Origin of the sequence: Xanthomonas albilineans (assembly GCF_002939705.1) — a bacterium.
Taxonomy (GTDB): domain Bacteria; phylum Pseudomonadota; class Gammaproteobacteria; order Xanthomonadales; family Xanthomonadaceae; genus Xanthomonas_A; species Xanthomonas_A albilineans.
In genome coordinates this window covers 89,924-110,172 of sequence record NZ_MDCB01000004.1, presented here as the reverse complement: position 1 = coordinate 110,172, position 20,249 = coordinate 89,924, and the positions used below count along the sequence as shown (strand labels likewise).

The window sequence follows — 20,249 nt, the reverse complement described above, 5'->3', positions numbered from 1 at the left end:
GCCGATCTCTCGATCGGCTTTCTTTTTTATTTGGCTGCCCCGGATGGATTCGAACCACCGAATGCCTGAGTCAGAGTCAGGTGCCTTACCGCTTGGCGACGGGGCAATGCGAAGCAAAATTATTGCACGCCTTCAGCGTGGATACCATGGTGGCTATGGGTGGACTCGAACCACCGACCCCAGCATTATGAGTGCTGTGCTCTAACCGGCTGAGCTACATAGCCTCGGTGAACCGTCAATTCTTATAGAGAATGGGGGGACTGTCAACGGATTTCTGCCCCGCTTGTGGCTTGACCGCCACCATGGCAGAGTCGGAGCCAGTAGATTTTTCAGGAGTCCGCATCGTGATCGATCCGGACGGCTATCGACCGAACGTAGGCATCGTGCTGATGCGGCCAGATGGTCAGGTGTTCTGGGCACGCCGGGTGCGCCGGGACGGCTGGCAGTTCCCGCAAGGTGGCATGAACACCGACGAAACCCCGGTCGAGGCTATGTACCGCGAGTTGCGCGAAGAAACCGGGTTGTTGCCCGAGCATGTGGAAGTGCTCGGCGCCACGCCCGGTTGGCTGCGCTATCGTTTGCCCAGCCGGGCCATTCGCCGCAATGAGCGCCAGGTCTGTATCGGCCAGAAACAGGTCTGGTTCCTGCTACGCATGCAATGCGACGAGAGCCAGCTGAATCTGGAGTTGACCGAGACACCGGAGTTCGACCACTGGCGCTGGGTCGATTTCTGGTATCCGGTCGAGCATGTGGTGCTTTTCAAACGTGGTGTGTACGCGCGTGCATTGCGGCATCTGGCGCCCTTGGCCCAGAACATCGCCGGCAGTGGCATCCGCGCCATGCCGGCGCTGGCGCAGGAGGCCTGGTTACCGGGTAACACCGCTGGTCACGAGCGCCCGCGCAAGCGGCCGCGCAAGCGTGGCGGGCCATGGGCGGCACGGGTGAATCACGATTAACGGGTGGAATTGACAACCATTCTCACTTCAGGTTGAATGATCCCGGGCGTAGTCCGCGCCGTCCACAGCCAATCTTGCCGTGTACGTCTGCATCTGCAACGGGGTCACCGATCGCCAGATCCGCGAAGCCGTCGAGGCTGGCTGTTGCAACGTGTCCGAATTGACCATGCGCACGGGCTGCGGTGCCACCTGCGGCTCCTGTCTGGAGATGGCCGCCGATCTGCTGGAACGTTCGCTCACGCGTGAACTGCCGCTCCCGGTGCTGGTCGGTCTAGCCCGCGCTGCCTGAGTCCTGCGCCGTCATGCGGCTGGATGATCACGATTCGCGTTCCCTCACGGTGGCGCTCGATTCGCTAGAGTCTGCACTTTCCATCTTCCGCGAGCGATGCGATGAAGGGTGACAGCAAGGTCATCGAGTTCCTCAACAAGGTCCTCTACAACGAACTGACCGCAATCAATCAGTATTTTTTGCATGCCAAGATGCTGAAGAACTGGGGCCTGAAGGAACTGGCCGAGCACGAGTACAAGGAATCCATCGACGAGATGAAGCACGCCGACAAGTTAGCGGACCGTATCCTGTTCCTTGAGGGGCTGCCCAATTTCCAGGCGTTGGGTAAGTTGCGCATCGGCGAAAACCCGAAGGAAATTCTCGAATGCGATTTGGCTCTGGAGCAGGACGGCACCGCCACCTTGCGCGAGGGCATCGCCTACGCCGAGTCGATCCAGGACTATGTCAGCCGTCAGTTGCTCGCCGACATCCTTGAGTCTGAGGAAGAGCACATCGACTGGCTGGAAACCCAGTTGGATCTGATCGCACGCATCGGCGAGCCGAACTACCTGCTGACCAAGCTCGAGGACTGAGTCGCGTCGCTGACCGCCACATGGCGCGGCCTTGCGCCTGTGCGGCGGCCGATGTTCCGAGGAAGCACGCTGCGCTTCTTTTTTCGTCACATCCCTGATCTGTGGTGGATCGGCATGGCCCAGAGGCGTTGATCTGTTGCACAACGGTCCGCCTACCCCGCTGCGACGAAGCACCCACGATGTCAGAGTGCGATGGCTTAAGCGTTGCGCAAAGTGGTGAGGTAGCCCTTCAAGGCCAATCGCGCTTGTGCGAACTCGGCGATGACCTGGCTGACCTCGACGGTGGGATGCTCCAGCGTCCCGGCCCGCACGCCGGCTTCGATGCGTCGGGCTGCCGCCGACAGGGCCTGGGCACCGACGTTGGCGGCCGATGATTTCAGGGTATGTGCGGCATCGCGCAGCAGTGCGTCCTGGGTGGTTGCGACGGCTTGTTCCATGCGCTGGATCAACTGTGGCGCATCGCCCAGAAAGGTGTCGACGATCTGCGCAGTGTTGGCGTTGCCAACGACGTCGCGTAGTTCGTCCAGCACCTCGATCTCCAGCACTTGCTGCGCCAATGCCAGGGGCTTGGTGCTCTCCGTAGCTGCCGATGCTGGCGTCGGCGTGGCCGCGATGGTGGCGGTCGGCTGTTTCGTGGGAGGTGGCTGCGTGCTGCTGCTGGCGTTGTGAACAGCACTCGAATCGTCCATGGCTGCGCCCATGCCAGGGACCATTGTTGTAGGTACGTGCGCCTGCGCGCTCATGGAAGGACGGGTCGGCAGCCAGCGTTGCAGGCAGGCTTTTAGCCGAGTTTGGTCGATTGGCTTGGATAGGTAATCGTCCATGCCGGCATCCAAGCAGCGCTGGCGGTCGCCGGCCATGGCATTGGCGGTCATCGCCACGATCGGCAGACGCGCCTGCGTCGCATTGGCTTCGGACTGACGCCATTGGCGGGTTGCGGCGTAACCATCCAGTACCGGCATCTGGCAATCCATCAACACCAGGTCGTAAGCCTGTTGAGCCAATTGTGTCAACGCCGCTGCCCCGTTTTCGACAGTGTCGGCACGATACCCCAGGGCCTCGAGCAACCGTTGCGCTACCATCATATTGACGGGGTTGTCTTCAACCAGCAGCAGACGGTATTGGCTGGGCGTGGTCTGTAGGTTCGATTTGCTGGTCATGGCGTCCGTGCGAGGCGTGTTGTCCGGTGTACCGCGGCCCTTGGCACGCTCGCTTTCGATCTCCGTTTTGGTGTCCGTGGCAGGCAGTGTATCGACGGCGGTGTATTCTTTCGGCATCCCCGCGTTCACGGCCGTCGCAGGTGGGTCCAGGGCGAGCATGCTGCGCAGATCCAGGTCGGCCGCCTGCCGCGACAGCAGTGCGCCGTGCGCGCGGATTTCCTCGGGAATCTCCATGTCGCCGTAAAGCCAGATCAGGCGTGTGGTCTGCGGCGCCGGCAGCCGCGCTACCGCGCGCTGCAGCGCGCGGGCGCTGTGGCGCATGCCGTCAAGATCGCCGATCACCAGGTCGTAGGTCGAACGTGCGCTGTTGCCATTGCGTAGCCGCTCCAGCGCTTCCTGGGTGCAATCGACCTTGCTGACCTGTACTCCCCAGTTCGGCAGCAGCCGATTCAGTCGTTGGTACAAGCGCGGGTCCGCGCTGACCAGCAGGGCATGCAGGCACGGCATCTGACCGTTGCCCTGCGATAGGTCGCCGATCACCTTGAGCAGTGGAATCTCGAACCAGAAGATAGCGCCATGATCGAGCTTGGATTCCAGGCCGATGCGTCCGCCCATCAGCTCGACGATGCGCTTGCAGATCGCCAGGCCCAAGCCGGTGCCGCCGTAAAGGCGGGTCGTGGATGCGTCGGCTTGGGTGAAGGCTTGGAATAGCCGTTCCTGGCGCTCGGCGCTGATGCCGATACCGGTATCGCGCACTTCGAAGCGCAGCACGTGTTGCGCCGGACTCTCGCCGAGACGACGCACATGCAGGTCGATGCCCCCGCGTGCGGTGAATTTGATCGCGTTGCCCAGTAGATTGCTCAGCACCTGGCGTAGTCGCACCGGATCGCCGCGTACCGGCAAGCGCACTGCCCGGTCCAGTTGCAGTGCCATGCGCAGGCCCTTGGCCTCCGCGGCGCGCTGCATCAGTTGCAATACGTCGTCGAGCAGTTCGCGCAGATTGAAGGCGGTGGTCTCCAACTCCAGCCGGTTCGCTTCAAGCTTGGAGTAGTCGAGGATGTCGTCGACGATACGCAGCAATTGCAGCGAGGAGGTGTTGGCTGCACGCAGCATCTCGCGCTGGTCCAGGTCGAGTGGACTGTGTGCGATCAGTTCCAGCATCGGGATGATGCCGTTGAGTGGCGTGCGGATTTCGTGGCTCATCGTAGCCAGGAACTCGCCCTTGGCGAGCACGGCGGCCTCGGCCGCCTGCTTGGCCTGGACCAGCTCGCGCTCCAGTCGTTCGCGCAGGTGTACATCGCGCTGTAGCGCGTTACGTTCGGATTCGGCTAGGTCGGCGCGGGTCAGGGCCGCGTCGAGCTCGCGGATTTGTTGCTGTGCGCGCCAGCCGGCGGTCGCGGCCAGTATGGCCGCGGCGATCATGCACGCTGGCGCCAGCCAATGCCATGGTGCCGGCAGCGCCATCGGTGGCAGCGCTAGGATCGCACTACCGATGGCGCTGCCTGTGCCCAGCACAGCCAGCCATGGTAGGGGCTGGCGTTTTTGTGCGGACATGGGCTACAGCACCGCGTTTTGGAAGTCGAAGTTCAATTGGTCGCCTGCCGATTGCACCAGATTGCCCTGGATGAAGTCGACCCCGCCCATCCACATGGCCGCGGCTGCCTGTGCCTGCTCGATTTGTTGGCCGATGATGAGCAGACCGGCGCGGTGCGCCAAGTCGATCGCGGTGCGTAGTTGGTCGCGCAATTGAGGGTTGCCGTGGGCATTGGCGAAGCGCGCGGATAGTCGCAGATACCCCAGTGGCAACTGTGCGATCAGTGCTTCGGCTTCGGCGCCGGGTTCGAACTGGCTGATACAGAACTGCACGCCCAGCGGCATCAGGCGTGCGCAGAACTGCTGCAGTGTCGCAGTGTGAATCAGTGCATCGTCCAGACGCAGGTCGATCACCAGCGAGGTGCCGGTGACGCCACGTTGCGCGATGGCGTCGATCAGCCAGTCGGTGAAGGCGCTGCGGGCCAGGGTGCGGCTCGACTGCGAGACGAATAGGCGCAGCGGCGGCGTGGCGTTCTGGTAAAGCTGCAGTAGGCCAAGTGCGTGGTCCAACACCTGCTGGTCGAGATCGGCGATGAGTCCACCGGCTTCGGCCGCCGGCAATAGTTTGCCGGCGGAGATCAGGGTGCCGTCGCGTTGGCGCACGCGCAGCAGCACCTGGTATTGCGCGATGTCGCCGCCGGCGACGGCGACGATCGGCTGGTAGGCGGGTTCTAGCTGGCCTTCCAGCATCGCGATGCGGGCCAGGTCCTCTTCCGTGCGGGTGGGGACGTATGCGACCACGCTTTGCGGATGCAGGCGTGCCTGCAGTGCAGTGCGCTCCACTGCTTCGAGTGTGGCGCCGGCGTCCTCGAAGCCCTGCATCAGATCGGCATATCCGACCGCGCAGCGCAGATGCAACGTTTCGTCATCGCGCAACGGGAAGCCGTGGCCTGTCAGGGTGTCGCGCAGCGCCTGTGCGCGCTGCAGTTGTGCGTCGGCGTCGCTATCCTCGGTCAGCAGCAGGAAGCTGTTGTCGTTAAGCCGTGCCAGTGGCAGCGGTGCGTTGGCCCCGGCCAGGCGTTGTCCGGCTTGGGTGACCAGACGTTCGAACGCGGCGTAGCCGTAGCGCTCGCGCAAGCCAAGCGCGCTGGCGATCTCGATGAAAAACAGGCTGCCGGGGCGGCGTGCGTGTAACGCTGTTTCAAGCAAATGCAGCAGGTACGCGCTGGTCGGCAAGCCGGTCTCGGGATTGTTCAACGGTATCTGTTCGGCGCTGCCCTGCTGACTCTGTTGGGTTTGCTGGGCTTGCTGACGCGCGCGGCGGATACGGTTGGACACGGCGGCGATCAGATGTCGCGGCCGGATCGGTTTGGTTAGGAAATCGTCGGCCCCACTGTCGAGTACTTCATACGGTAATTCCGGATTTGCATCGCCGGACAAGAACACAATCGGCAGTAGCTGATGTTGCGGTTGTTGACGGATCAGCGTGGTCAGACGCATGCCGTCGAGTCCGGGCATGTGCAGGTCCATCAGGATCAGATCTGGTTGGTACTCGGCGATCGTCTGCTGCACCTCTTCTGCCTGCAACTGCACCTTTGCGTCCATGCCTGCACCGTGGAGGACGCTCTGCGCAAATAGAGCCTGCGAGCGGTCGTCCTCGACGATCAGGATGCGGTAGGCGTTGTCTTGTCGCTGTGGCGAGGTGTCATGTGCGGCATCAGCCCCGACGGCGTCGGCTTCGGGCGTGCTGGCTGCCGTTCCGCTCAGGCTGTCGGCAGTGCCGTCGCTGGCGAGCGGTCCAGGCGCTAGGTCCGCCGTGGGCGGTTCGGCCACGGTATCGGCGGCCCAGCGCTGCCAATAGTGGGGCGGCGGGGTCTCGGCACGGACATCGTGCGTGCGCGGTTGCTCGTGATCTGGAAATGGAGTGGTGTCTCTGGTCGCCATCGCGTCTTGTTCCTGGTGCGCGCCCCATTATGCGTTGAAGTGAGCAATGGCAGGGAAACGGTCTCAGCTGGCTCAGCGATGACGTTGCCTGCTGGCGCCTGATGAAGCGGTGCATGTGACGTTATAGCAAGCGCCACGTCCGCAGTGTGCCTGAGCTTGCGGCCAGTAGCGGCGATAGAGGGTGGCGCTCAGGAAGATCCCGACGCGGGTATCAGGGTCATGGGGCGCGGTCCCAGGCCGAATCCAAGTAGGGCCACTGGATTGTCGGCGAGGAACTCGGCCAACGCCAGTGCGCTGGTGCTGCCGAGCCCGGACCAGGACTGGCGTGTCTGCAGACTCGGCGGTTCGGTCAATCCTAGCGGCCACGCCCGTGGCGATGGTCAGCTGGCGTGGGCGATACCGGCAGCAATCCGCCGTCGATCATGGGTCTGGATTACAATTTGAAAAACCAAGCAGGCCGACTACCCAGAATCGACGTCGGCGCCGCTCCGGTGGCGCCGTTGCATGCATGAACCGACCCGTTCCCCGTTTCCAGATCGTGCCCAATGGCGTCGCGCTACGTCGTGGCCGTGCAGTCTGGCTGTTGTTCGCTGTGCTATGGCTGCTGTCGATGGGTCTGACCTGGTGGTTCGCCAGCCGTCAGGCAGCGCCGCGGCTGGGCGCGGTCAGCGCGCAATTGCGTGAAGCCGAACACAAGCTGCTGTCACAACAGCAGCAGATCCAGGCGCTACATCAGCATCAGGCCACCCTGGCCCGTTCCGACCAGATCAGCCGCGCCGCCAACAATGAAGTGCAGAGTTCGCTTGCCGAGCGCGAGGAGGAGATCGCCAGCTTGCGCGCGGATGTCGCGTTCTACGAGCGTTTGGTCGGTGCCACCAGTCAGCGCAAGGGCTTGAGCGTGCACTCGGTGGAGTTCTCGGCCGAAGTCGGCGGCACCTGGCGCTACAACGTGGTGCTGACCCAAAACCTCAACCGTGGCGCGATCAGCCAGGGACAGATGCGCCTGACCGTGGAAGGGGTGCGCGGTGGCAAGCTCGCCAGCGTGGGCTGGGACGAATTGCATCAGAAGACAGGCATGCCGGGACAGGACTATTCGTTCCGATATTTCCAACAGTTGGATGGCAGCGTAATACTGCCCAAGGGATTCACCCCGCAGCGGGTGCGCGTCTGGTTGAGCGGTGGTGGGGCACCGGTCAACCAGACCTTCGATTGGGCATTGGCCGGCAACAGCAACGGCAAAGGGGAGTAGAGCGATGTTCGGAAACAAGAGCGGCCGCAGCGGTCAGACCGTGGTGGACACCCTGATCGGCGCCCAGGTGGTGATCCGTGGCGACTTGGTATTCAGCGGTGGGCTCTACGTGGAAGGGCGCATTCTCGGCAAGGTGATGGCCGAGGAGGGCGTGCCGGCGATGCTGACCCTGTCCGAACACGGCACCATCGAAGGCGAGGTGCGTGCCCCGGTGGTGGTCATCAATGGCCAACTGATCGGCGACGTACACGCCACCGAGCGGGTGGAACTGGCGCCGAAGGCGCGGGTGCAGGGGAATGTGCATTACCAAGTGGTGGAGATGAACGCCGGCGCGCAACTCACCGGGCGTTTGATCCATGCCGGCAGCATCGCCGCGCTGGCGCCGCCGCAGGTGCCCAACGCCATCGCCTTGGGCGACCGCGAGTCGCCGCCGCCTGCGCTGACGGTGGACCAGGCTTGATTCGGCGCCCGTCCGTCCCCATGCTGCTTGCATGAGTACCCTCGTCTCCCTTCCCGGCGCTGCGCCGACGCCCGACTACCAGTCGCTGGAGCGGCCGCTGAACTTCACCTCGGCCGCCGCGGCCAAGGTCCGCGAGTTGATCCGCGAGGAAGGCAACGACGCGCTGGCGTTGCGCGTGTACATCCAGGGGGGGGGCTGCTCCGGCTTCCAGTACGGCTTCGAGTTCGACGAAAACCGTGCCGAGGACGATCTGGCGGTGCAGACCGACGCGGTCACCCTGCTGGTCGATCCACTCAGCCTGCAGTACCTGATGGGTGCCGAAGTTGACTACAGCGAAGGTTTACACGGTGCGCAGTTCGTGATCCGCAATCCCAACGCCAAGACCACCTGCGGGTGCGGTAGCAGTTTCAGCGTATAGACACGCTGCGGCTTGCGGTACGCCCGGTTTGCCTGCACCCTGCGGCGCATGCCCGAACCGATGCCGATGCCCGTTTCTTTCGCTTTCGCCACAAGCACGCTCGACCGTGCCGATGCTCTACGCAACGATCCGGCCGCGCTGCGTCGTGCCTGGGAACAGGCGCGGGTGTTGGTCTTGGATGCCGATGGCCATGCATATGCCGACGTCCAAGGGTGTCTGTGCGTCTATGCCAGCGCGATGTTGGGCGATGCGCTGGAGCGTGCGGTGTTTCTCGGCCTGGACGATGGGCAGGCGTGGTTCGCGCTGATCGCCGATGTGCTGCCGCACGATCTCGCACCGGCGCAGCGCCTGGACTTGCGCCGTGCCGCTGCCGAGTGGCCAGTGGCTGTCGCTGGCGTGTTCGCCTATGCCCGCGCCATGCTTCATTGGCAATCGCGGACCCGCTTCTGCGGCGTGTGCGGTGGCGTGATCAAGTTTCTGCGCGGTGGTTTTCTCGGCCAGTGCACCCAGTGCGGCATCGAACATTACCCACGCGTGGACCCGGCGGTGATCGTCGCGGTCAGCGATGGCCAGCGCCTGCTGCTCGGGCGCCAGGCCAGTTGGCCGGCGCGACGCTACTCGCTGATCGCCGGTTTCGTCGAACCAGGCGAGTCGCTGGAACAGACCGTGGTCCGCGAAGTGGCCGAGGAAACCCGGGTGCGGGTGCAGCCGGGCAGTTGCCGTTATTATGCCGCGCAGCCATGGCCCTTTCCTGGCGCGCTGATGCTCGGTTTCACCGCGCTGGCGATGCCGGATGTGCCGCAGGTGGATGGTGAACTGGAAGACGCGCGCTGGTTCGACCGCGAGGACATCGGCGCTGCCCTGGAGCGTGCAACGGCACAGGGCGACAGCGCCGACGATGGCCATGGACTCCGCCTGCCGCCGCGCATCTCCATTGCGCGTGCGTTGATCGAGGACTGGCACCGGCGCGGCTAGCCGCGGCTCTGCCGGTCAAGCGCATCCGTTTCAGAACGGTCCCGGAGGACCTGCATGTTTACGACCCTCGTCGCTGTGATCGTTACGCTGGTGCTGAGCCATGTCGCGCCTGGCATGGTGGCGTCCTTGCGTCGCTTCGACGCCTTCGGCGACTGGCTGTCATGGTTAGACGCGCATGCCGGCGATGGCAGTGTGTGGCGCGGCCGCGATGGCATGCTGCTGGCGTTGCTGCCGGTTTTGCTGCTGGTGGGCTTGGTGCAGTGGCTGTTGGCGGTGCCGTATCTTGGCTTGTTCGCTTTGTTGTTCGGGATCGCAGTGTTGGTCTTCAGTTGGGGGCCGCGTGACCTGGACCGCGATGTGGAAGCGGTGATCGAGGCCGACGACGCAGCGACGCGACGCTTGGCGGTGGCGCAATTGCGGGCCGATGGTGGGCCGCTGCGCGAGGACCCGGCGGGCCTGGTCCAGACGGTGGCGGTCGCGGCGCTGCGGCGTTGGTTCGCGGTGCTGTTTTGGTTTCTGCTGCTCGGGCCATTCGGTGCGCTGGGTTACCGTCTGCTGGCGCTGTCCGTGGCCGGCCCGTATGCGGCGCGGCTACCGCCTGCCACCGCTGCCGGTGCGCGCCTGCTGCTGGGGGCGCTGGAATGGCCGGTGGCCCATCTGATGGCATTTTCGTTGGCGTTGGTCGGCAATTTCGAGGCGGTGTTCGGCGTCTGGCGTGCGCTCGGTGGTGGCCGTTGGCGTCTGGACAGCGGTTTCATCGGGCCAGTGGCTTGCGCCAGTGTGCGAGGCGAACTCGATGCCGAGGCGCACGACTACAGCGACGCGGGCATGCTTGTACCTGCGTTGCGACCGCTGCCGGAATTGCGCGATGCGATGAGCCAGATGTGGCGGGTCTTGCTGCTGTGGTTACTGCTGCTGGCAATGTTGGTGATCGCCGGCTGGGTCGGCTGAGCCGACGCGCCGCGATTGCATGGGGCGCGAGCAAGATTAAAAAAGCCAGGCCTGTTATGCACGGGCGGCTGCCGTGCCCGGCTCACTGTTCTCGATCCTTGATGCATGGACGCCATGGTGCTTATGCGGACAGAGCGGAGTTGCGCCCAGCGTGCTTGCCTGTACGCATCGCCCCGAAGCCATCCATGCTGGCTTGACTGCGTTTATGCGGCTTCGCCACGCAGTCGTCGCACCTGTGCTTCCAGCACCTCGGCGCTGGCCTGGCTGCCGGCAATCGGTGTGTCGGCGATCACCTCGATCGGAGCGCGGAAGCGTCGCGGTACACGCATGCGTCCCAGCCGCGAATCGCGCCTGCTCCACATGCTGCTCCACATGTTGCGCAGGGCCATCGGCACGACCGGCACCGCGCGGCGGGCGAGGATTTTCTCCACCCCGGACTTGAATGCGCCGATTTGCCCGTCCTTGGTCAGCGTGCCCTCGGGGAAGATGCATACCAGCTCGCCCTCGGCCAGTGCCGCATCGATAGCGTCGAAAGCACGCTCCAGCAGCATCGGATCCTCGCGCGCGCCAGCGATCGGAATCGCCTTGGCGGTGCGAAAAATCCAACGCATCACGGGCAGATTGAAGATGCGGTAGTACATGACGAAGCGCACCGGTCGTGGGAGCGAGGCGGCCAGCACCAGCGCGTCCATGTAGCTGACGTGGTTGCATACGATCAGCGCCGCGCCCTCGTCGGGTACGTGTCGCTCGATACCGTGCACGCGCAGCCGGTACAGCGCCTGCACCATCACCCAGCTGAGGAAGCGCATCAGGAATTCTGGGACGATGCTGAAGATCCACAGCGCGACCAGCGCATTGGCGATGGCCAGCGCCAGGAAGACCTGCGGGATGTTCAGCTCAGGCATCGGGACGCGCAGGCCGAACAAGCTCAGGTGCGGCAACTGTAATGCGATGCCTATCGCTGCGGCGAGGACAATGAACAGCGCGTTCTGGATATTGAGTCCGGCGATGACCCGCGATATTTCCGCCTTCGGCGTGCGGCTTTGGATCAGCGCAAACAGCGGCACTACGAACAAGCCACTGCACAGACCGATGCCGATCAGATCGAGCATGAGCCGCCAGCTTCCAGACTGGTGGACGAACCCGCCGATCTCCAGGCCGGTGTGCAACGCTGCGCCAGGCCGGGCGAAGTACAAGTCGAGCATGAAGCCGCTGATACCGAACGCGCCCAGCGGCACCAGGCCGATTTCCACGGTGTGTCCGGACAGTTTTTCGCACAGCAGTGCGCCGGTGCAGGTGCCGATCGAAAACAGCGCCAGCGCGAAGATGTAAAGCTCCTGCGTGCCACCGAGGTTGACCTCGGCATAGGTAGGCAACTGCGCGGTGAGCACGGTGCCGAGGAACCAGAACCACGACACGCCCAGCACGGCGTTGCGCACCGCCAGTTGTCTACGGGTCAGGCGCATGATCGCCAGCGACTGCGGCAGTGGGTTCCAATGGATTTTCAGTTGCGGTGCGCCGGCATCGACCTTGGGCATGCGGCGTGCGACCAAGTTACCGGTGAGCGCCAGTGCGATCACCGCGGTGGCGGCGGCGACTGGACCGTGGTTGCCGGCGATCTGGAAGATCAACCCGCCCACGATCATGCCGCACAGGATCGCCAGCGACGTGCCCATCTCGACCAGGCCGTTGCCGCCGGTCAGTTCCTCCGGCTTGAGCACCGATGGCAGGATCGAATACTTCACCGGACCGAACAACGTGGCTTGCAGGCCGCTGCAGAACAGCGCCAGCAGCAGCAGTGTGATGTGCTCGGTCATGAAGCCGACCGCCGCCAGCGACATGATCGCGATCTCCATCGTGGTGGTGATGACGACCAGACGCGATTTCTCAAGCTTCTCGGCGATCTGCCCGGCGAGCGAGGAAAACAGGAAGAACGGCAGAATGAACAGCGCGGGCGCCAAGTTGGTGTACAGCGTGCGCTGTTGCGGGGTGACACCGAGATAAAACAGCAGGCCGATGATCGCTTGTCGGTACACGTTGTCGTTGAACGCGCCGAGCGCCTGGACCACGAAGAACGGCAGAAAGCGGCGTTGCCGCAGCAGGGCGAACTGGTTGTGGGCAGACATGCAGACTCCTTTGCGGACGCCGGCAGCCTAGCAGCTTCGATGCGGATCAAGGTTGCTGGGGAGCATCAGTTCGTGCAGGACGAGCTTGTCGCGTGCGGCGAAGCAATCCCCTGGCGCGGTTGATCGAGCTGGCAACGCATGTCAGCCTGCGTTTGGCACGGTAAGCGCGGATGCTGATGCCGACGTCGCCATATCAGTAACCGCCCGCGCCGCTTCGCGTAGTTTGGGCAATAAGCGCAGGGTCAGTGCGAGTTGGTTGCGCACCAGTCGGCGCTTGCTGTCGTCGATGCCATCCTCGCGTTCCAGCGCATCGGCCAGCGCGATCTCGGCCGTGGTGTCGGCCATGGGCAGGTCACGTCGCTGACTCAGCGCGTCGGCCAACGCACCCAGTGTCTCCTGTAGGTAGGCGCCGGCACGGTCGATGTCCGGATCGGCTTCGCCTGCCAGTGCGGCGCGGTGCGCGCCCAGCGCCGACAGATAACCGAGCAGGGTGTTGGACAGTGCCAGGAAGCGGAAACCCGCGTCCAGGTTACGGCGGTAGCGGCCTGGTTCGCGCAGCATGTTGGATAACGCCACCGACAGGGCCGCGTCGGCGTTGTGCATGTCGCGCCGGGCGATGCGGTACGGCAGGTCGTCGCGCATGCCGCTGCGATATTGCTCCAGCACCTGCGCCAGGTAGCGTGCGCAACTGGTCAGCACCGTCGCCATCACCTGATTGAGGCGGCGGCCCTGCCAGTCCGGCAGGATCAGGAACGCGGCGGCGGCGGCGATTGCGCAGCCGATCAGCGTATCGAGCAGGCGCGGCCAGATCAGCACGAAGCCGTCGCCGATCAGGTTGAAGCAGAACAGCGCCATCACCGTGATCGCCGCGGTGGCGAGCATGTAGCGGTCGGTGCGGGTGACGAAGAACAGTAGCGTGGCCAGCAGGGCGAACAGCAACTGTACTTCGGTGCTGGGAAAAAGTTGCATCAGCGCCCAGGCCGCGCCCAGCCCGATCAGTGTGCCAGCGATGCGCTCGGCCAGGCGCAGTCGGGTGGCGCCGTAGTTGGGCCGGCAGACGAAAGCGGTGGTCAGCAGCACCCAGTAGCCATTGCGGGTATGCATGGCCTGGATGATCGCGTAGCCGATTGTCAGCGCGATTGCCATGCGCAACCCGTGTCGGAATAGCACCGAGCCGGGGGTGAGTTGTTGGCCGATGCGTACCAACATCTCGCGCAGGGTATGCGGCGAAGCGTCGCGCAGGCGAGTATCCAGGGTGTCGCTGTTGGCGTCCGATCGCGCGGCCTCGGCTAGGCGCCGCTCGATGCTTTGCAGATTGGTCACCAGCAACTCTAAAGAGCCGAGCAGGCGCGTCTGCTGCGGATCGGCGTGGGCATGCAGAAAATCCAGCGATTGGCGCAGATCGGTGGTGGCCTGCTGGGTCTGCTCGCCGTAGTCGAACGGCTTGCTTAGTCGGATCGCTTCGCCCAGCGCCGCACAGGCCTTACCCTGCAACGCCAGTAGGCGCTGGCAGCGGTACAGCACGTCGCTGTGGAAGAAGGCGTCGGTCAGCGCCTCGTATGGATAGTGCGAGGAGCTGGCGCGCTCGTGGAAGTCCTGCGCCATGTAGTACAGGCGGAAGTACAGGCCGGACTGCACGCCGGGCCGGCCGGAACGGCCGAAGCGGCTCATGATCGCGGTCTTGGCTGCGTTCAACGCCGCCACCACTTGCGCGTTCTGTTCGGCCAGTGCGAGCCGCCGCGCATGCAGGTCGCTTTGCCGGATCGGCTCGAACAGCGCGGCTTTGAGCCGTAGGTAGCGGCCGAGTTCGACGAACAGCCGCGACAGCCGTTCGCGCACCGGGCGGTTGGCGAACAGCACGGTCCATAGCACCGACAGCACGCCGTACCAGCTGGCGCCGAGCAGCAACAGCGCCACGCCATGCCAGGCGCTGGCACCGAGATGGCCGCTCGGGTTGCCATGTTCGATGCCGATCATCGCGTAAATCGCCAGCGCCACCGTGCCTTGGGCGATGGACGCATAGCGCTCGCCGAGCGCGCCGAGTAGGGTCAAGGCGAAGGTGGACAGCGCCAGACCGGCAGCGAACGCCAGCGGATACGGGAATAGCACCACCACGCCGGCGGCGGCCGCGGCGAAGCACAGTAGCGACAGCAGCACCGACTTGATCCGTCCCAGCCAGTTGTCGTCGGTTTCGGCGATGGCGCTGGCGATGGTGCCGAGGAAAATCGCCGGCAGCGCATCCAACTGCTGGCGATGCCAGCACAGACCCATCGCCGCGGCCAGCGCGATGAACACGCGCAGGCCGTAGCTGGCCTTTTCATGGGCCCAGAGGCGGCTGAGGTGGGATTCGAGCGAGGCTGTGTGCACCGCAACAAGATAGCGCACCCGTGGTTGGCGCGACGCGATCACCGTCACCGGGTGCGGCAGTGAATGGGAGGCATTGGCGTGGCGATCCAGCGCCTGATTTTTTGAGCTGCCTACACGGCAGTGAACACATTCGTCCGTTTCTTGAGCTTGCGCCAGCGTTTCTGAGCTGCCTACACGGCAGTGAACTTCCGCGCCCTCGATGACATAGCGCTTGCCGATTTCTGAGCTGCCTACACGGCCGCTAGGCGCCGCGTTCGCGCGCGATGGCGCGCCAGCCGATGTCGTGGCGGTGGAAAGCGCTGGCCCAGTGGATCCGGGCCACGCCGGCATAGGCGCGGCGCTGCGCATCGGCCACGCTATCGCCCAGCGCGGCGACGCACAGCACGCGGCCGCCGGCGCTGACCACGCGCCCCTGCGCATCCAGCGCGGTGCCAGCATGGAACACTTTGGCATCGGCGGGCACCGCCTCCAGGCCGGTGATCGGCTCGCCGGTGACGGGTGTGTCCGGATATGGTGCGGCGGCCAGCACCACCCCCAGCGATGGGCGCGGGTCCCACTGCGCTTGGGTCGCATGCAGATGCCCATCCAGCGCTGCCTCGACCAGATCGAGCAGGTCCGATTGCAGGCGCAGCATCACCGGTTGCGTTTCCGGGTCGCCGAAGCGCACGTTGAATTCGATCACCTTCGGCGCGCCACTGGCGTCGATCATCAGCCCTGCGTAGAGGAAGCCGGTGAACGGCACGCCGTCGGCCTGCATGCCGCGCACGGTCGGTTCCACCACCTCGCGCATCACCCGCGCATGCACCTCGGCGGTGACCACCGGGGCTGGCGAGTAGGCGCCCATGCCGCCGGTGTTGGGGCCGGTGTCGCCGTCGCCGACGCGCTTGTGGTCCTGGCTGGTGGCCATCGGCAGCGCGCTGACGCCGTCGACCATGGAGATGAAGCTGGCCTCCTCGCCGTCGAGGAATTCCTCGATCACCACGCGCGCGCCGGCGTCGCCGAAGGCGTTGCCGGAGAGCATGTCGCGCACGGCGGCCTCGGCCTCGGCCAGGGTCATGGCCACGATCACGCCCTTGCCGGCGGCCAGGCCATCGGCCTTGATGACGATCGGCGCACCTTTCTCGTACACGTAGGCTAGCGCGGCATCCACTTCGGTGTGCACGGCGTAGAACGCGGTCGGAATGCCGTGGCGGTGGAGGAAATCCTTGGCGTAGGCTTTGCTACCTTCCAACTGTGCGGCCGCGGCGGTGGGGCCGAAGATGCGCAGGCCGGCGGCGCGGAAGCGGTCCACCACGCCCAGCACCAGCGGTACTTCCGGGCCGACCACGGTCAGCGCCACGCCTTCGGTCTGCGCCAGCGTCAGCAGCCCGTCGAGGTCGGTGACCTTGATCGCCACGTTGCGGCATTTGGCTTCGCCGGCGGTGCCGGCGTTACCGGGCGCGACCAGCACCTCGCTGACACGGGAGGATTGGGCCAGTTTCCAGGCCAAGGCGTGTTCGCGGCCGCCGGCGCCGATGACGAGGAGTTTCATGGGGTCGAGTTATCCATACGAATCGGGAGGAAGGCCAAGCAGAGCCGCCATGTGATAAAGCCGAGCCAGATTTTGCATCTGTGAATCTGCTCGGCCGTTTCAGTGCGGTTGCCACGATGGTCAGTACAACGCAGCGTGCGATTTGTTGTCATGGTCAGTTCCTGCAATGGCTCTGACCGGACAAACGAAACAGCTTCCATGCGCGATCAACGGGCGGACGTTGCAAAATTCCGCCCGCAGCGGCCGTGCCAGGAGCAACGCGCCTCAATGCCGGAAATGCCGCACGCCGGTGAACACCATGGCGATGCCGTGTTCGTCGGCCGCGGCGATGACCTCGGCGTCGCGCATCGAACCGCCGGGCTGGATCACCGCCTTGATGCCGGCGGCGGCGGCGGCGTCGATGCCATCGCGGAACGGGAAGAACGCGTCGGAGGCCATCACCGCGCCTTCCACTGTCAGGCCCGCGTCGGTGGCCTTGATACCGGCGATGCGCGCCGAGTACACCCGACTCATCTGCCCGGCGCCCACGCCGATGGTGTGCTGATCCCTGGCGTAGACGATGGCGTTGGACTTGACGTACTTGGCGACTTGCCACGCGAACAGCAGGTCGGCGAACTGCGCCTCGCTCGGCGCCAGTCGGGTGACCACCTTGAGCGCGTCGCGGGTCACCACGTGATCGTCGGCGGTCTGCATCAGCAGGCCCGAGCCGATGCGCTTGGTGTCGATGAAGCCATGGCAGGCCGGTGCCAGCGGGATGCGCAGCACGCGCACGTTGGCCTTCTTCTTGGCGTATTTCAGCGCGGCGTCTTCGTAGTCCGGGGCGATCAGCACCTCGACGAATTGGCGATCCAGGATGAGCTTGGCCGTGGCCGCATCCAGCGTGCGATTGAAGGCAAGGATGCCGCCGAAGGCGCTGGTCGGATCGGTCGCATAGGCCAGTTCGTAGGTGTCGCCGCAGCCCGTGCCCACCGCCACGCCGCAGGGGTTGGCGTGCTTGACGATAACGCAGGCCGGCGCGTCGAACTGGCGCACGCATTCCCAGGCCGCGTCGCTGTCGGCGATGTTGTTGTAGCTCAGCTCCTTGCCCTGCAGTTGCTCGAACGTCGCCAGCGAGCCCGGGGCCGGGGACAGGTCGCGATAGAACGCGGCTTGCTGGTGCGGGTTCTCGCCGTAGCGCAGGTCCATTACCTTGACGAAGCTGCTGTTGCTCTGCGCGGGAAACGCGCTGCGGCACACGCCGGCCTTGGTGGGTTCGACCACCGCCGACAGATAATTGCTGATCGCCGCGTCGTACTGGGCCACGCGGTTGAACGCGGCCACCGCCAGGGCGAAGCGCTTGGCCGCCGACAGCGCGCCGGCGTTGGCATCCAGCTCGGCCAGCAGGTCGGCGTATTGCGCCGGATCGGTGGCCACCGCCACGCGGGCGAAATTCTTTGCCGCCGAGCGCAGCATTGCCGGGCCGCCGATGTCGATGTTTTCCACCGCCACGTCCAGGGTGCAGGCCGCATCGGCGGTGACCTGTTCGAACGGATACAGATTCAGCACCAGCAGGTCGATCGGCGCGATGCCATGTTCGGCCATCACCGCATCGTCGGTGCCGGCACGGCCCAGCAGGCCGCCGTGTACCCGTGGGTGCAGGGTCTTGACCCGTCCGTCCATCATTTCCGGGAAGCCGGTCAGTTCGGAGACGTCCTGCACTGTCAGCCCGGCCTCGCGCAGCGCCTTGGCGGTGCCGCCGGTGGACAGCAGTTCCACCTGACGCGCGGCCAGCGCACGGGCCAGGTCGATCAGGCCGGTCTTGTCGGAAACGGACAGCAGCGCCCGGCGCACGGGCAGGAAATCGGAAGACATGAGGGCAAGGCACACATCGAAGCGAGGGAGCGATATTGTAGGCTGCGCCGTCGCCGGCATGGACCTTGGCGCCGCGCGATGGCATGGATCTACGCGATCATTGGTCGCTGCCAGGATCGGTTGCGCTCGGCGGAGTGGATCCTGCCTCGGTGTCACCGCCATCGGGTCTGCATTGCTCAGGATTCACTAGGTTTCTCACGGCCATGAAACCCCCTCCATCCGCGGCTCAGGTCAACGACGGGCCGTTGATGTCGAGCCCGGCGCTGCCACGGATCAATGGGATTGAAGCCATGGTGAGGACAGCGACCAAAAGATGATGTGCGCTCCCAGGTAGTCCGTCGCGAAAGTGGACTGCTCAACCTTGCCCACGACTTGACCGGTACGCGGATCGCGATAGTCGAGATCGGGTTCCTGAACGGCCATCGCGACCAGATCCAGCCGTCCCTTGTATGCGTGGAAGAACGGATAGGCGTTATGCATTTGGGCATTTTTGTTGGGCAGCACGTCTGGTCCGCCGATGCCGATGTGATGTGCTACAGCGAAATCGAAGGCGCGCTGCATGTAGCGATGGTCGTTGTTCCATTCGCAGGGCCAGAAGTTGATGTATTGGACGACAGCGCTGTGCTTGAAAACTGCCCGCGCATATGCAGCGTTTTCCAAGGTGGCTTGAAAGTAGCCGTCGCAGCTGAAACCTCCAGCGGAGTCTTTGGGCTTGTCCAGATCAATCGCCGATTCGGGCAAGTTGATGCCACGGATGCGGCCGTCGAAGCGCTCGGCCAGTGCCTTGAGCAGCGCCTGATAGCGTTCACGCACATGGGAATTCCATTGCATGGACACCCAGCCTTCGCCGCTGGTGCTATCGCCCTGTTTCGCCAGACCTCCGCCGTAGATGGGATCTTTCAACAGATACTCGGGGATGCGGCGGGCGTCGGCGGAGAAAAAGCGGTCCTGCAATTGCACGAAGAGCGGTTTGTGCACCGATTGCAGATAGGCCAGGTCATGTTCGATCGCCGTAAAATCGTAGATGCCCTTCGACTTTTCCAGCATGCGCCAGGGATAAATAACCTGAGCGCCCTTGATGTCGCTGCGCGCTAGAAGCGGTTTGGCCTTGGCGAAATCTCCGGTGGAAAGATAGAGGTAGTCATCTGCAGTTTTGGCATGTTTCGCGAATGCAGGAAGTGCAAGAGCCAGTAGGCAAAGCAACATGGTCTTGTTCATTTTTGCGCATTTCATTGTCAACAACACAGCGCAGGCGCTGAGCGTGTGTTGTCCAATCGATGGATGGTGCGTCGGTCATAGTGACCGGCCAGGCGATGCGGCTGGCTTGCGCCGATCCAAGCCGTCAGGCAATCGCGAAAGTATCACTCTACGAATCGACTTTACACCCCATCGATATGCCTGTGATCGAGAGTGCATCGGCCTGGTGAATTGCAAAGACGTTCCCTAAAAGCGCTGTGGCAAAAAGCGATTGCCCCTGGAGCTGGTGTTGCGGTGTTTGGGCGCCACGGCGGGCATCGCATTGGGCGAGGAGGACGTGTCTTCGGCGCGCATGTTGCGTGCGCCGTATTCTTCAGGCCAGCCCGTATTCCTTCAGTTTCTTCCGCAGCGTGGCGCGATGAATGCCCAGCAGCGCCGCAGCGCGGCTCTGGTTGCCTTCGCAGTAGTTGAGCACTTCCACGAACAACGGAATTTCCATCTCGCGCAGCACGATCTCGTATACGTCGTCGGCGTCGCAACCGTCGAGGTCGCGCAGGTAGCGGCGCACAGATTGCGCCACGTGTTCGCGTAGCGGTGGCTTCGGTGCGCCGCGACTGGAGTCAAGACGTGTGGTGGCGGCGTTCAAGTTCGATGGATCCCGGTAAGACGA

At 64.2% G+C, this 20,249-nt stretch carries 16 protein-coding genes and 2 tRNA genes; 8 read left to right on the top strand and 10 right to left on the bottom strand.

The features are described from left to right. Nucleotides 1–31 precede the first annotated feature (31 nt). Both XalbCFBP2523_RS05135 and XalbCFBP2523_RS05130 read right to left on the bottom strand, forming a co-directional pair. Nucleotides 32–106 (bottom strand) — tRNA-Gln (locus tag XalbCFBP2523_RS05135). Nucleotides 107–147: 41 nt separating this feature from the next. Beyond that, a tRNA-Met gene (locus tag XalbCFBP2523_RS05130) sits at nucleotides 148–224 on the bottom strand. 120 nt (nucleotides 225–344) lie between these two features. Here XalbCFBP2523_RS05130 and XalbCFBP2523_RS05125 point away from each other — a divergent pair. The 3 genes from XalbCFBP2523_RS05125 (at nucleotide 345) to bfr (ending at nucleotide 1,817) form a co-directional block, all read left to right on the top strand. Beyond that, the gene (locus XalbCFBP2523_RS05125) at nucleotides 345–956 is read left to right on the top strand and encodes an RNA pyrophosphohydrolase (RefSeq protein WP_012914853.1); all 612 of its coding nucleotides are present in this window, start codon (nucleotides 345–347) and stop codon (nucleotides 954–956) included. A 79-nt stretch (nucleotides 957–1,035) separates the two neighbouring features. Beyond that, nucleotides 1,036–1,245, top strand: coding sequence for a (2Fe-2S)-binding protein (locus XalbCFBP2523_RS05120; RefSeq protein ID WP_045765134.1), 210 nt, complete (start codon nucleotides 1,036–1,038; stop codon nucleotides 1,243–1,245). A 101-nt stretch (nucleotides 1,246–1,346) separates the two neighbouring features. Further along, nucleotides 1,347–1,817, top strand: a complete 471-nt coding sequence (bfr, locus tag XalbCFBP2523_RS05115) for a bacterioferritin (protein WP_012914855.1) — start codon at nucleotides 1,347–1,349, stop codon at nucleotides 1,815–1,817. A gap of 197 nt (nucleotides 1,818–2,014) precedes the next feature. On the opposite strand, the gene XalbCFBP2523_RS05110 is transcribed toward bfr, so the two are convergent. Together XalbCFBP2523_RS05110 and XalbCFBP2523_RS05105 are read right to left on the bottom strand one after the other, a co-directional pair. Then, on the bottom strand, nucleotides 2,015–4,531 hold the full coding sequence (locus XalbCFBP2523_RS05110; RefSeq protein WP_045765135.1) for a hybrid sensor histidine kinase/response regulator: 2,517 nt from the start codon (nucleotides 4,529–4,531) through the stop codon (nucleotides 2,015–2,017). Between the two features lie 3 nt (nucleotides 4,532–4,534). Beyond that, nucleotides 4,535–6,454 (bottom strand): EAL domain-containing protein, encoded by a 1,920-nt coding sequence (locus tag XalbCFBP2523_RS05105; protein ID WP_045765136.1) that lies wholly within the window; start codon nucleotides 6,452–6,454, stop codon nucleotides 4,535–4,537. Between the two features lie 508 nt (nucleotides 6,455–6,962). Between XalbCFBP2523_RS05105 and XalbCFBP2523_RS05100 the strand changes: the two genes are divergently transcribed. Genes XalbCFBP2523_RS05100 through XalbCFBP2523_RS05080 form a run of 5 tightly spaced genes read left to right on the top strand, consistent with a single transcriptional unit; the run spans nucleotide 6,963 to nucleotide 10,507 of the window. Continuing rightward, entirely contained in the window at nucleotides 6,963–7,703 is a 741-nt protein-coding gene (locus XalbCFBP2523_RS05100) for a DUF6776 family protein (protein WP_045765137.1), read from the top strand. 4 nt (nucleotides 7,704–7,707) lie between these two features. Next, the gene (locus XalbCFBP2523_RS05095; protein WP_012914859.1) at nucleotides 7,708–8,163 is read left to right on the top strand and encodes a bactofilin family protein; all 456 of its coding nucleotides are present in this window, start codon (nucleotides 7,708–7,710) and stop codon (nucleotides 8,161–8,163) included. Nucleotides 8,164–8,194: 31 nt separating this feature from the next. Next, on the top strand, nucleotides 8,195–8,581 hold the full coding sequence (gene erpA, locus XalbCFBP2523_RS05090; RefSeq protein WP_012914860.1) for an iron-sulfur cluster insertion protein ErpA: 387 nt from the start codon (nucleotides 8,195–8,197) through the stop codon (nucleotides 8,579–8,581). A gap of 48 nt (nucleotides 8,582–8,629) precedes the next feature. Next, nucleotides 8,630–9,556 (top strand): NAD(+) diphosphatase, encoded by a 927-nt coding sequence (gene nudC / locus XalbCFBP2523_RS05085; protein WP_012914861.1) that lies wholly within the window; start codon nucleotides 8,630–8,632, stop codon nucleotides 9,554–9,556. Between the two features lie 54 nt (nucleotides 9,557–9,610). Beyond that, nucleotides 9,611–10,507 carry a membrane protein gene (locus tag XalbCFBP2523_RS05080; protein WP_045760354.1) on the top strand — a complete coding sequence of 299 codons (897 nt, stop codon included), beginning with the start codon at nucleotides 9,611–9,613 and terminating at the stop codon, nucleotides 10,505–10,507. A 203-nt stretch (nucleotides 10,508–10,710) separates the two neighbouring features. On the opposite strand, the gene XalbCFBP2523_RS05075 is transcribed toward XalbCFBP2523_RS05080, so the two are convergent. From XalbCFBP2523_RS05075 to fis, 6 genes are all read right to left on the bottom strand, one after another. Next, nucleotides 10,711–12,633 carry an MFS transporter gene (locus XalbCFBP2523_RS05075; protein ID WP_045765138.1) on the bottom strand — a complete coding sequence of 641 codons (1,923 nt, stop codon included), beginning with the start codon at nucleotides 12,631–12,633 and terminating at the stop codon, nucleotides 10,711–10,713. A gap of 141 nt (nucleotides 12,634–12,774) precedes the next feature. Then, nucleotides 12,775–15,000: a YccS family putative transporter gene (yccS, locus tag XalbCFBP2523_RS05070; RefSeq protein ID WP_045766594.1), complete on the bottom strand. Its 2,226-nt coding sequence runs from the start codon at nucleotides 14,998–15,000 to the stop codon at nucleotides 12,775–12,777. A 241-nt stretch (nucleotides 15,001–15,241) separates the two neighbouring features. After that, on the bottom strand, nucleotides 15,242–16,531 hold the full coding sequence (gene purD / locus XalbCFBP2523_RS05065) for a phosphoribosylamine--glycine ligase (protein WP_045765139.1): 1,290 nt from the start codon (nucleotides 16,529–16,531) through the stop codon (nucleotides 15,242–15,244). A 264-nt stretch (nucleotides 16,532–16,795) separates the two neighbouring features. Then, complete coding sequence (purH, locus tag XalbCFBP2523_RS05060) at nucleotides 16,796–18,382, bottom strand: bifunctional phosphoribosylaminoimidazolecarboxamide formyltransferase/IMP cyclohydrolase (protein ID WP_045765140.1); 1,587 nt, start codon at nucleotides 18,380–18,382, stop codon at nucleotides 16,796–16,798. Nucleotides 18,383–18,655: 273 nt separating this feature from the next. After that, a complete protein-coding gene (locus XalbCFBP2523_RS05055) occupies nucleotides 18,656–19,600 on the bottom strand; it encodes a hypothetical protein (protein WP_045765141.1) in 945 nt (314 codons plus the stop codon). A 352-nt stretch (nucleotides 19,601–19,952) separates the two neighbouring features. Further along, nucleotides 19,953–20,225, bottom strand: a complete 273-nt coding sequence (gene fis, locus XalbCFBP2523_RS05050) for a DNA-binding transcriptional regulator Fis (protein WP_012914868.1) — start codon at nucleotides 20,223–20,225, stop codon at nucleotides 19,953–19,955. Nucleotides 20,226–20,249: the final 24 nt, after the last annotated feature.